This window comes from Mucilaginibacter pineti (assembly GCF_900101875.1).
Classification (GTDB): Bacteria; Bacteroidota; Bacteroidia; order Sphingobacteriales; family Sphingobacteriaceae; genus Mucilaginibacter; species Mucilaginibacter pineti.
The window spans coordinates 597538-610572 of the sequence record NZ_FNAI01000002.1 but is presented as its reverse complement, the minus strand read 5'-3'; the positions used below and the strand labels follow the sequence as shown (position 1 = coordinate 610572).

Sequence of the window (13035 nt, the reverse complement as noted above, 5' to 3'; positions counted from 1 at the left end):
CCTTTTTATATATGTGCGGAATATATGGATCAACAGTGAAATATGAAGATGAGATCATATTTCAAAAACTGGCAAGGACAAATTTCAGAGGGCCCGACTATTCGGGCTTTGAGCGTACCGGTCCGGTTATTTTAGGTCATAACCGCCTGGCTATTGTTGATTTAGATCATCGGTCTAACCAGCCTTTTAATTACCATCATCTTAAAATAGTATTCAACGGCGAAATTTATAACTACAGGTCATTAAGAATAAAACTTGTAGCAATGGGTTACCGGTTTACAACCGATTCGGACACCGAAGTAATAGCGGCTGCCTTTATGGAATACCGCGATAATTGTGTTAACCATTTCAACGGCATGTTTGCCTTTGTAATTTATGATACCCAAACCCGGCAATTTTTTGGCGCACGCGACAGACTTGGCAAAAAACCGTTTTATTATGCTCACAGTGGCTATGATTTTGAGTTTGCCAGTCAGCCATCACAAATATGTATAGGCAGGGATGTAACTATTGATGAACTGGCCATTAACGAGTATTTTATTTGGGGATATGTTCCCGAACCAAAAACAGCATGGAACGAGATCAAAAAACTCGAAGCCGGGCATTCATTTCGTTTCGATTGTAATACCGGCAATTTTACTTCAAAAAAATATTGGGATCTGGATTTAGGCCGCATCGAACTATATAAAGGATCATACGCAGAGGCCCAAACAGATTTAACCCGATTAATTAGCAACGCGGTAGATATACGGCTGCATGCCGATGTGCCTTTAGGTGTATACCTTTCAGGTGGCATTGATTCTTCGCTTGTGGCTGCATTAGCCGCCAAAAGCTATAAAAATGTAAAAACCTTTTGCATAAAATTCAACGAAAAAGGTTTTGATGAAAGTGTATTTGCTCAAAAAATCGCAGCGCATTTGCAAACAGATCATCATACTATTACATGCAACAAAGAAGAAGGTATTGAGCTCATTGAACATTTTGGTCAATACTATGATGAACCATTTGCCGATCCAAGCGCTATCCCTACCTTGCTATTAAGCAAACACACCAAAAAACATGTCACCGTGGTTTTAAGCGGAGATGGTGGTGACGAGAGTTTTTTAGGATACAGCCGCTATAAATGGTTTAACATGGTTGACCAGCTGTTTAAATGCCCACTGGCTGTACGCAAAAAAATTGCAGATGTTATCCGGATATCGCCTAACTACCGCCATAAGTTAATAGCATTGGGCATTTGTAATTCAAAAATAAGTTCGCTTTACGGCCTTACACTTGGCGGGTTAGAATATTCCTGGCTTAACAACCCAAACATTGGCCTCCAGGTACCTTTTATGGATATCTGGTCGTCAAAGTCAATGAGCATACTCCAAAAGCTATCGGCCTTTGATACAAAAACCTATTTAAATGGTGATATAAATACCAAAGTTGATCGTGGTACCATGGCATTTTCATTAGAAGCCAGGGCACCACTTATGGACCACCGGGTAGTGACTTTTGCGCAAACCCTCCCGGATAGTTACAAGTTTAAATCTGGTGTACAAAAAAAGATCCTGAAAGACATTTTATATCAACATGCCCCGGCGCAATTATTTGACAGGCCAAAATCTGGTTTTAGTATGCCCCTCAATCATTGGTTTAAAAACGAGTTGAGGGATCATGTGATGGATCACCTGTCAATTAGCGAATTACAGAATATTCCTGGTATCAATGTGCAAAAATCGTATGCAATGATAAACGAGCACATGAGCGGCAAATGGAACAGGGCATCACAAATATGGAAACTACTGGTGTTTAGCCAATGGTTAAAAAATCAAAATTTGAAAGCTGTATCAACATACCAGGTAGCTTAAATACAAAAAAGTTTATGATCCAGATTAGCAGCAGGGCTATGCGAATAGTGCCTTATACGGTTGTATGGTTTGCGGCAAAACCCAATTTGTGGGGATGCCTTTTGAAATACTACAAACAAAGTAAAAGCTGCGATACAGTTGCCGGATACCGTAAAGAAGCTTTTTTTACAAAAGTAATTGATATAAGCGCACCGGTAACTGCAATTGAAGCCAACTTTGATAAAAACACCGCTTACGAAATACGCAGGGCAGCAAAAGATGGTGTAACAAGTATAATGGGCACCGGCATTAAACCGTTTATTGAATTTTACAACTCATTCGCGCTCACAAAGGGCCTCAAAAAACTCAATAAAGATTTTTATAAATACAAACCCCACTTATTCATTACCAAAGCTGTACACCAAGGTCAGGACATTGTGATGCATGCCTACATTCGCGACAATGCCTTACAAAGAGTAAGGCTTTTGCATTCGGCATCGTTGTTCAGAAATGAAAACGACACCCAGTTAAAGGCTGTGGCCGGCAGGGCAAACCGCCTACTACATTTTGATGATATCTGTTTTTTTAAGCAGCTGGGGTTTAAAATATACGACCTGGGCGGTTATGCCCATGACACTAAAGATACAGAGCTTTTAAAAATCAATAAGTTCAAAGATAGTTTTGGTGGTACCCTGCTACAGGAAACCGACTATGTACCTATCTCACTAACATTCCTGTCACTTCTAAAAAAAATATTCCGCGTATGAAAGATCTTATCTCTGCACTAAATTTAATTTTTCATAAACTCTTCTGTTATGATAAATGGAATATAGGTTATATATCACAATCGCCTGAAAACTTTATCCACACCCAGCAATTAAACGGAAAGATCAACTGGTTATCAGAAGATACAGCAGATTATGCAGCCGACCCTTTTACCGCAAATATAAATGGGCGCCTGCACCTTTATTATGAAGAGCTTAATTTTTGGAAGGGCAAAGGAGAAATCATGATGACCGATGACATGCATTTTAAAAACAAGAAAAAAGTAAATGGCATCATGAAAAACGACATTCACCTCTCCTATCCTTATATGTTTACTGATAGCGATCAGCTATACTGTATCCCCGAAACCGCATCGGCTAAACAGGTTGCACTGTACCAGATTGATATGAGTAACCCTAATAAATTTAAAAAGATCAGGATACTTTTGGATGGACAGGCTTTTGTTGACAGTTCAATTATACATTATAACAACAAATACTGGCTGTTTACCAGTATCTCTGGGCAGCATGGTTTGCTGTATTTATTTTATGCAGACGAGCTCAATATGCCATTTGCGGCACATCAACAAAACCCGATCAACGTGGCTTCAAATGTAAGCCGGTCGGCAGGTAGGTTGTTCATCGTTGGCCAAAAACTTTATATGCCGAGTCAAAATCCTAAAAAATGCTATGGAGGGTCGGTGATGATCAATGAAATAACCACCATCACTGAAACAGACTTCCAATATCACACCGCTTTTGAGTTACTACCGCAATCGCCTTATGACGAAGGATTGCACACCATAAACTTTGAAGATGGCTTGCTGATAGTTGACGGTAAACGCAAAGTATTTAGCGCTTTGGGGCCTTTAAAAAAAGTAATCAGGAAACTCAAAAACATCAATAAGCCTAACTAATGCCAAGTACTCAGCCTAAACTACTTTTTATTTCAATTACCAACAAAGCAAACGGGGCCGAAAATGTATTACTGCAGGCCGCCCATGCCAGCAATGCCGCCCTGCTGTTTTTAAAAAAGGTTGACACGGGCGGCTTAAATATACCCGCTGGCCTGCATGTTGACTATGTGAGTACACAAAGTATACTTAGGGGTTTTTGCAACTTAATAAAAGCATTAGGCCATTATCGTACAGGCTACATCATTTTTAGTACCCACCCTTATTTAAATGCTTACCTGGGCTTTTTAAAACGAATTGGTTATTTAAAATCAAAACTTATAGTAAGAGAATGCTCGTCTGTTTTAACAAGGTATAACGGTTTAAAAAAATGGAGCTATCAGTTGGCATACCGGCTTGGTTACCCCGGGGTGAACCTGGTTGTATGCCAAACCGCCAGCATGCGTCGCTACTTTACCCATCACCTCCCTTATATAAACGGGCGAAAAGTAATTGTTCAGAAAAATCCGGTTGATATTGAACAAATTTTAATCACTGCGGAGATTGCGCTGCCTGCTGAGGATACTCATACCGAATTTATTTGTGCAGCCGGACGTTTGATACCTGAAAAAGGATTTCAAATACTGATAATGGCCTTCAATGAAATTAAAAATACATACCCCAACCTACAACTTTTGATATTGGGTGAAGGGCCAGAACAAACCATCCTTGAAAAACTTATCAGTGATTTGAAATTAGCGGAAAGGGTTATATTAAGAGGCTGGGTTGCCAATCCAATGCCATATTTTAAGCGGGCAAAAGCCTGTGTTGTATCATCAATAAAAGAGGGGTTCCCGAATGTGTTATTACAGATGCTGATCCTTAACCCCATCGTGATCAGCACTAACTGCGCTGGCGATATTGACGAGATCCCCGGTATTTACCTGGCCGAAGCTGATAACGTAAACTCGTTAGCAACTACCATTAATACAGCACTTATTACCGTTGCTGATAATAAAGATCAAATTCTGCAATATATAGAAGACCGTACCCCTGAAGTTTTCATCAAATCTATATTGAGTGCGCTGAAATAACCAATCCGCAATCCAAATATGATAGTGCAATAACTTTAATTAATTAATATTTTTATGAAAACAACAAGTAAATCCATCCGAAACGTTGCGTTGTTTGCAATACTAACAACCACCTGTATATTTTTCAATAGCTGTAAAAAAGGTGATCAGCCGGCGCCAAAAGTACCAACGACCACAAATGTTACCACACAAGACGAATCCATTAAATCAATAAATCTGATAGGTTTAAGAAGTGACAGCGGCTTTAGCTATAAAATAGGCTACGATTTAACTGATATAGGCGATTCAAATGCGTTGCCAACTATTTCAAAGCTTAAGTTGTTTGAAAATGGCGTTGAACTGGGGCCAGCCCATTCCAATCATCATGATATCCGCAGTTTTGGGCTGGGACAATTTAGCCATTGGGGCAACACATTGTATTTTTCAACTTCAGATAATAGCGACCCACTTAAAAACGGACGAAAATATACCTATACCCTGAAGTAAATACGCATAATTTCCGTTTCCTGCCATTATTTCTATTCATACAGGTATTTCCCATACCTGTCAGGCGCTTGCGCTACCAACCAATTAATTAACAGCCTTTTCTGTTGAGGCATTCTGTTTAAACCTAATTTCACTTTTTTATGAAAATTTTAATCACCGGCACTGCGGGATTTATTGGCTATCACTTAGCCCAAAAACTACTAAAACGCGGCGACACTGTTGTGGGTATAGACAACATTAACGATTACTATGATGTAAAATTAAAACATGCCCGATTGTTGGATGCAGGAATAAAAGTATCAGACCTGGCTTATAACAAACCTGTTTGCAGTGTAAAGCATCCAAACTATACTTTTATAAAACTGGATATAACAGATAAGCAAAACCTGGAGCAACACTTCCAAACCTACCAGTTTGATGCCGTGTGTAACCTGGCCGCACAGGCGGGGGTACGCTACAGCCTTACCAACCCCGATGTGTACATCGATTCAAACGTAAAGGGTTTTTTAAACATCCTGGAATGCTGCAGGCATTTTAAAATCAATCACCTTGTATACGCCAGTTCGTCAAGCGTTTATGGGTTAAACAAAAAAATGCCTTTCAGCGAACATGATATTGCCGACCATCCAGTTTCATTATATGCAGCTTCAAAAAAAGCCAATGAAATGATGGCACATACCTATAGCCATTTATTTAATCTCCGCACCACGGGTTTACGTTTTTTTACTGTTTACGGGCCATGGGGCCGGCCGGATATGGCTTTATTCATTTTCACAAAAGCTATTTTAGAGGGCAAACCTATCGAGGTTTTTAATAACGGGAATATGCTGCGCGATTTCACCTACATAGATGACATTGTTGACGGAATTACACACGTTATTGATCAGCCTGCAGAAGTTAACTATCTGTGGGATGCTAAAAAACCCGATCCAGCTACCTCTACGGCTCCATTCAGGGTTTTTAATATTGGCAGAGGTGCCCCTGTAAGCCTGCTTGATTTTGTTAGTGAAATTGAAATTCAGGTAAACAAAAAAGCAATCAAAACATTTAAGCCCATGCAGGATGGCGATGTTGCCGAAACCTGTGCCGATGTTTCCAATTTAAATGAAATGCTAAACTATAAACCGCAGGTTTCTGTACATACCGGGGTAGAGCGTTTTATAGCCTGGTATAAAAAGTTTTATCATATTAAAAATATAACAGCCGGGACAGTACTTGTTCAATAATGCTTGTTATACTCCCTACCGGCATCCAGAGATCGCACTGGTTGGTATCCCCGAAAATTTAATCAACTATCACTCGGCACAACTATGTTTGATTATCCGAGCATACAAGTCACCTGGATAATCCTAATTAACCCCGCGCTATAGCCAGTTGCTTATTATATAATTATGACAAGCAAAAAAGTATTGATTGCCTGCGATTCAGTCAAATCGTTGATTGACTTCAGATCTAACTTAATTGAGTTGATGCAAAAAAAACATACTGTGTATGTTTTTACACCTCCAATACCGTGCGAACTGCGTTCAAAACTTGCATCGCTCAAAATAATTGTATTTGAGAATAATTTAAACGGCAGTAATGTATCTGTTTTGGCCGATTTGCAATATGCACTTAAACTTTATAGGCTTATAAGGCAAATAAAACCGGATGTTTTTTTTCCGTATACTCTTAAGCCGGTCATATACGGAACGCTTGTTGCAAAATTAAATGGCGTGCCTAAAATAACGCCGATGCTTTCCGGGCTGGGCTATAACTTTGTGACGGGCAATACATCGGTAATAAGCAAAATCACACGTAGCTTACTCCGTATTAGCTTGAGGAATACTCCTGGCTTATCTATTATATTTCAAAATAAAGATGATCTGCAAACGCTGCTAAAATCCAAGATAATATCTCCGCAGCATCAAACGGCAGTTGTTAATGGCTCGGGGGTTGACTTGAGCCACTACGCTCCTACTGCGCCCGATATTGATAATATAAGTTTTATTATGGTGTCCCGGTTAATTAATGCCAAAGGGATCCGCGAGTATTTTGAAGCTGCGCAAACTGTGTTTTTAAAACACCCTGATATAACTTTTAAACTTATTGGTGCTTACGACGACAATATTGATGCCATATCGCCCAACTTATTTACTGAGATAAAGCATAAAAGCGTTATAAAGTACCTGGGGGCCGTTGATGACGTAAGGCCTTACATAAGAGGATCATCCGTTGTGGTACTGCCATCGTATTACGGCGAAGGCATTCCACGTTGCCTTCTTGAAGCCATGGCCATAGGCCGCCCCATTATTACCTGTGATTCTGTTGGTTGCCGGGAAACAGTTGAAACGTTGCCCAATGCCAACGGTTTTTTAATCCCCATTAAAAACACTGCCGAACTTGTATGCAAAATGGAATATTTTATTAATAACAATAAGGCTATAATCAATTTCGGGCTTAATGGCCTTGCGCTGGCACAAGAAAAATTTGATGTACACAAGGTTAATGCCCGGATGATGCAGATAATGAACCTAACAGATGACTAAATCAATACTATAACACATGAAAAATAGATTAAACTATGGGGAGAGATCTTTTGAGGACTTTCGGGTTGCTATGCGGGATTATGGATGGGTTATTTTTGAAAATGCTTTAGATAGTGAATTTGTTGCAACCATTAACTATGATTTGGCAGAAGGATATATTAAACGCCGGGCAATTCAGGAAAAAAATGGCATAAGTGCCAATATGGCCGGAACACTGCATCATCTCCTGGAAAAAGACAACTTTAGTCTTCCTTTTATAGAAAACATGTATTGCAACGATGAAATAACTTACTTTTTGGGTGGCAATTATATCCTAAACGGCATCAATGCCGTAATTCATTACCGGCAAGAACACCCGTACCTGAGTAATATGCACCGTGATGTACGTACTTTTATGCCCGACACCAAATTTCTGGTGCAAATGATAGTAACGCTTGACGATTTTACAATGGAGAACGGTGCTACCTATTTTCTATCCGGCTCGCATAAAATGGCCATTAAGCCCGATGAATCCTATTTCTATCAAAATGCCGACAGAGCTGTAACATCAAAAGGCAGTATTATTCTGTTCGATTCAAATATATGGCATGCAGCAGGCGAAAACACAACCGCGAAGCCACGCAGAGCATTAACTATGGGATTTACCCGCCCCTTTGTTAAACCACAAATGGATTACCCACGTGTATTGGGTTATGATTTTATTGACAACCTCAGCGCCAACCAACGGCAAGTATTGGGGTATAATTCACGCATTCCTGAAAGCCTCGATGAATATTACCAACCCATTCATCTAAGAATGTACAAAAGCGACCAGGGATAACAACTTTTTCTCACATTAAATTTTACAGCTATGCAAAAAAACAAAGCCGCTTTGAAATCCATAGGTGGGTATTTAGAACTGGAACTACCTCAAGGAAATGAGTACTATCCCGATTTGGTTCATTTGAACACAGGGCGTAATGCGTTAGAATATATCCTGATTCAAAAACGGTACAACAAAATTTACATACCTTACTTTACTTGTGAGGTTTTACTGGAGCCGATAGTCAAACTTGGTCTTAAATATCAGTTTTACACTATTGATGACCAATTAAACCCAATTATTGATTTTGAAATTGAACCCGATGCCTGCTTTTTATACACCAACTATTTTGGTATAAAACAAGCAAAAGTATTGGAGCTTAGCAGTAAAATCAAAAACCTTATAATCGATAATTCGCAAGCTTTTTTTTCAGAACCGCTTGCCGGGATTGATACATTTTATTCATGCCGTAAGTTTTTTGGGGTTTCAGACGGGGCATACCTGAACATTAAAAGACAGCTTGCTAAAAAGCTACCCGTAGATTCATCTGTACACCGGTTTTCGCACCTCATAAAAAGTGTAGACGCTGGCGTAGAAGCCGGCTATTCCGACTACATCAACAACAATAGGGATTTGGAAAATAATGAGATCCGGTCTATGTCCTTATTAACCAGAAAAATACTTTCAAGCGTTAATTATAATGAATGTGCATTTGTACGGCAACGAAACTTTAATTTTCTGCATAAGCACCTTGCCGAATTTAACTTACTCAAGTTTGAAGCTACCGATGATGATACCGTACCAATGGTTTATCCTTTTTTAAATAATGACAGACATTTAAAGGTTCATTTGATTCAGAAAAAAATATACGTTGCCACCTATTGGCCCAATGTATTTAAATGGACGAAAAAAAACACAACCGAAAATTACCTGGCCAGATGTCTGGTTCCATTACCTATAGATCAGCGTTATGACCTTCAGGACATGTTTTATATGTTAAACACGCTAAGACTATTTTTATGACCATTTCAGTTTACATACGGCCCCTTGTAATAGAAGATGCCTCCATATCATACGCATGGCGCAATGACCCGGTAATATGGACATATACAGGTTATAAACCTACACATTACATCAGTTCGGAAATAGAAACAGCCTGGTTACGAGAAAAATTAGCCAAAACAGATCAGCTCAGATTTGCAATTTGCGTTAAAGAACTCAATACTTATATAGGCAATATCCAACTGCTGGATGTTACTGATCATGATGCTGAACTGCATTTGTTTATCGGCAACAAACTTTACTGGGGTAAGGGAATTGGTTACCAGGCCACAGTGCAAATGATCAGGTATGGTTTTTTAATTAAAGAACTGGAGGTAATCTATTTAAAAGTACACCCGGCCAATATATCCGCTATAACCATTTATGAAAAAGCCGGATTTGAAATTACGGGTAAACACAATGACTTGATTACTATGAATATCAGTAAAAGCAAATTTGTTTCCCTTCAAAATCAACAGTCATAATTTCTTAAGTTTTAATTCTTGCGCTATGGTTAAGATTTTTACCCTTCCCAATAAAGAGGAATGGATTTCCTATGTTGGTAATGCCGCCGAATATGATTTTTATCATACCTGGCATTATCACTCACTTGAAACAGCCGGCACGCCCGTTCTGTTTATATATGAGCAAGCAGAAACCTACATTGGCTTCCCGTTACTTCGCCGCAAAATTCCCGTATCAGATTATAGCGACCTCACTTGTGTATATGGTTTTTCCGGACCGTTTTCAAACAAAAAGTTTGGTGAAATAGACGAGGTAATGATGGAGAACTTTAAAACAGCTTTCAACAACTTTTTGATAAATGAAAAGTATGTTTCTGTTTTTGTGCGGCTGCACCCGTTTTACAAGCAACAAAAATTACTTGAAAAATTTGGTGGCATTCACGAAAACGGAAAAACTGTGGTTCTTGATTTATCTGTTACGATAGATGAGCAGCGCAAAAAGTACAGACAATCAACCATGGATGCAATCAAACATGCCTGGCGTAAAGGATTCACAATAGTGGATGAAACTAATGCTGCCGGCATGAAAACCTTTGTTGAAATCTATACCGATAACATGAAACGCGTAGGCGCCACCAGCTACTACATGTTTAATGAAAATTACTTTTCAGAAATACTAAACACGTCTGAATATGAAGCACGTATATTAACTGTTTATTATAACGACGTTTCAATTGCCAGTACTATAGTAACATTCACAAATGGCATTATCCAGGCTCATTTGGTTGGTACCCGTGCAGAATATTTACATCATAGCCCAACCAAATTTTTGGCCGACTACATAACTCAAATCGGCAGAGAAAAAGGCATGAAATATTACAACCTCGGCGGCGGGCTCGGGTTTAAAAACGATAAGCTTTTTGAGTGGAAATCTGCTTTCTCTGATCTTCATTTGGATTTTAAAACATGGAGATATATTGTCAATCCAGAGGTATATCGAAAGCTTTTGCAGGATAAGGGGATTGAAGAAAATACCGAGGTGGATTTTTTTCCGCTGTACAGATACGCTTAGACGATAATTTTAAATAAACAGCTATGATATACCTGAAAAATTTATTGTTCCAGGATAAATTCCATTCAAGATGGCTAATCCTGGTGATTGACCTTATGGTGGTTTTGTTATCGTTATGGTCATCACTATATTTTAAAAACCGGCTCCAGTTTGACCCCACCAGTCTTTATTACATGATAATTTACTGTGGGAACGCCGTTTTGGTTTTTTTGATAATGAAAATACATACGTGCATTATCAGATATTCCAATACAAAAGATATGATGCGGATTTTAATAACCGTGCTGGCAAGTAACGTAACGTTCCTGTTATTCTATTATTTATTTTTTGCTTTTTATCTAAAAATAAATATTAACGGAATGATGGATGTGCTGCTGATCAACTTCTTTATCACCTCATCTATGCTCATGTGCCTGCGCATTATAATAAAGGATGTTTTTAAATTCCTGGAAGCCCCTGGCTATAATGTTGTTAAGGAAAATGTTTTAATATACGGCTCGGCCGAACCTTCTATCCTGATTAAAAACGCGCTGGAAGCACAAAAAGGATTTATGCTAAATGTACAGGGGTTTATTGACACCGGGGTTGATAAGATATCAAAGTATATTGAACAAAAACGGGTTTATCCTATCAAATCAATTGATATGTTAAAAGACCGTTATGCTATAAAATCATTGCTCATAACATCTGAAGATATAAAAACCGACGGCAAAAGGAAGGCTGTTGAAAAATGCATTGAAGTTGGCATAAAGGTAATTGTTGTACCTTCATCAGACCAATGGATCAACGGCAAACCCAATTTAAACCAATTTAAAGATCTAAAAATAGAAGACTTACTTGAACGAAAACCTATAAAGATATGTAATGAACATATTTTAGACGAAATTAGGGGTAAACGAATATTGATCACGGGTGCCGCGGGTTCAATAGGTTCTGAACTGGTTAGGCAAGTGTTAATGTATAACCCCGAGTTTGTTGTATTGTGTGACAGGGCTGAAACACCTTTACACGATATTCAAATGGAAATTGAAGATGGCTTGTACGGCAACCGCACCCGGATATTTATTGCCGATATTCAAAACACGGGGCGTATAAAAACACTGTTTAATTTATACAGGCCTCAAATAGTATTTCATGCAGCGGCTTACAAGCATGTGCCCATGATGGAGAATAACCCAACAGAGGCTATTTTAACCAATGTATGGGGCACAAAAAACTTAGCCGATGTTTCAATTGAATTTAACGTTGAAAAATTTGTAATGATTTCAACAGATAAAGCAGTGCGTCCTACAAACATCATGGGAGCTTCAAAACGTATTGCCGAAATGTATATTCAATCTTTAAATAACTTATTAGTAGAAGAGCTTTTCTTTAACGCCAGCCCATCCTCAGTTAATAAAACCAGGTTTATAACAACCCGTTTTGGCAACGTTCTCGGTTCAAATGGTTCTGTGATCCCACGCTTTAAGGCACAAATTGAAAAAGGTGGGCCAGTTACGGTTACCCATCCGGATATCACAAGATATTTTATGACAATTCCCGAAGCTGTACAACTGGTGCTTGAAGCCGCCGTAATGGGTAAGGGTAGTGAGATATTTTTATTTGATATGGGCGAGCCCGTGAAAATAGCCGATTTAGCGGCGAATATGATAAAAATGGCAGGCCTTGTTCCGGGGAAGGATATACAAATTATTTACACCGGTTTACGCCCCGGCGAAAAGTTATATGAAGAGCTGCTAAACGCAGAGGAAGAGGTAATACCAACTTATAATAAGGATATTAAAATCTCAAAAAACATTCCGGTTAGTTACGTTAAGATCAACAATTTAATAAAGGATCTTTTAGATCTTAACGTACATAACGAGGTTGATTTGATGGTATCAAAAATGAAAACCATACTGCCCGATTACATAAGCAACAATTCGCAATATGAAAAGTTAGATATAAAGCTGATTGACAAGCAGATGGCAAACTGAGCATCTTTTTTAATTTATATGATTTATCTTATAAATTATCAATAAAAATTTGCAGTTTTAAGCAAACTAACCTAAAACTCATC

At 38.6% G+C, this 13035-nt stretch carries 12 protein-coding genes; all 12 read left to right on the top strand.

Annotated features, from left to right (window positions below; genetic code table 11):
• Positions 1-11 precede the first annotated feature (11 nt).
• The 12 genes from asnB (at position 12) to BLS59_RS06740 (ending at position 12952) form a co-directional block, all read left to right on the top strand.
• Positions 12-1853: an asparagine synthase (glutamine-hydrolyzing) gene (gene asnB / locus BLS59_RS06795; protein ID WP_091146604.1), complete on the top strand. Its 1842-nt coding sequence runs from the start codon at positions 12-14 to the stop codon at positions 1851-1853.
• A 14-nt stretch (positions 1854-1867) separates the two neighbouring features.
• A complete protein-coding gene (locus BLS59_RS06790; RefSeq protein ID WP_143014055.1) occupies positions 1868-2599 on the top strand; it encodes a hypothetical protein in 732 nt (243 codons plus the stop codon).
• The gene (locus BLS59_RS06785; RefSeq protein ID WP_091146598.1) at positions 2596-3513 is read left to right on the top strand and encodes a glucosamine inositolphosphorylceramide transferase family protein; all 918 of its coding nucleotides are present in this window, start codon (positions 2596-2598) and stop codon (positions 3511-3513) included. The genes BLS59_RS06790 and BLS59_RS06785 overlap by 4 nt, the downstream gene beginning before the upstream one ends.
• Positions 3513-4583 (top strand): glycosyltransferase, encoded by a 1071-nt coding sequence (locus BLS59_RS06780; protein ID WP_091146594.1) that lies wholly within the window; start codon positions 3513-3515, stop codon positions 4581-4583. The genes BLS59_RS06785 and BLS59_RS06780 overlap by 1 nt, the downstream gene beginning before the upstream one ends.
• A 54-nt stretch (positions 4584-4637) precedes the next feature.
• Positions 4638-5069 carry a hypothetical protein gene (locus BLS59_RS06775; RefSeq protein WP_091146590.1) on the top strand — a complete coding sequence of 144 codons (432 nt, stop codon included), beginning with the start codon at positions 4638-4640 and terminating at the stop codon, positions 5067-5069.
• A 140-nt stretch (positions 5070-5209) separates the two neighbouring features.
• Positions 5210-6295, top strand: a complete 1086-nt coding sequence (locus BLS59_RS06770) for an NAD-dependent epimerase (protein WP_091146586.1) — start codon at positions 5210-5212, stop codon at positions 6293-6295.
• 243 nt (positions 6296-6538) lie between these two features.
• Entirely contained in the window at positions 6539-7597 is a 1059-nt protein-coding gene (locus BLS59_RS06765) for a glycosyltransferase family 4 protein (RefSeq protein ID WP_240315164.1), read from the top strand.
• 16 nt (positions 7598-7613) lie between these two features.
• Positions 7614-8417 carry a phytanoyl-CoA dioxygenase family protein gene (locus BLS59_RS06760; RefSeq protein WP_091146579.1) on the top strand — a complete coding sequence of 268 codons (804 nt, stop codon included), beginning with the start codon at positions 7614-7616 and terminating at the stop codon, positions 8415-8417.
• 30 nt (positions 8418-8447) lie between these two features.
• On the top strand, positions 8448-9422 hold the full coding sequence (locus BLS59_RS06755) for a hypothetical protein (RefSeq protein ID WP_091146577.1): 975 nt from the start codon (positions 8448-8450) through the stop codon (positions 9420-9422).
• Complete coding sequence (locus BLS59_RS06750; protein ID WP_091146574.1) at positions 9419-9925, top strand: GNAT family N-acetyltransferase; 507 nt, start codon at positions 9419-9421, stop codon at positions 9923-9925. Before BLS59_RS06755 ends, BLS59_RS06750 begins: the two co-directional genes overlap by 4 nt.
• Positions 9926-9950: 25 nt before the next feature.
• The gene (locus BLS59_RS06745) at positions 9951-10976 is read left to right on the top strand and encodes a GNAT family N-acetyltransferase (protein ID WP_091146571.1); all 1026 of its coding nucleotides are present in this window, start codon (positions 9951-9953) and stop codon (positions 10974-10976) included.
• A gap of 260 nt (positions 10977-11236) precedes the next feature.
• Positions 11237-12952 (top strand): polysaccharide biosynthesis protein, encoded by a 1716-nt coding sequence (locus BLS59_RS06740; RefSeq protein ID WP_240315163.1) that lies wholly within the window; start codon positions 11237-11239, stop codon positions 12950-12952.
• Positions 12953-13035: the final 83 nt, after the last annotated feature.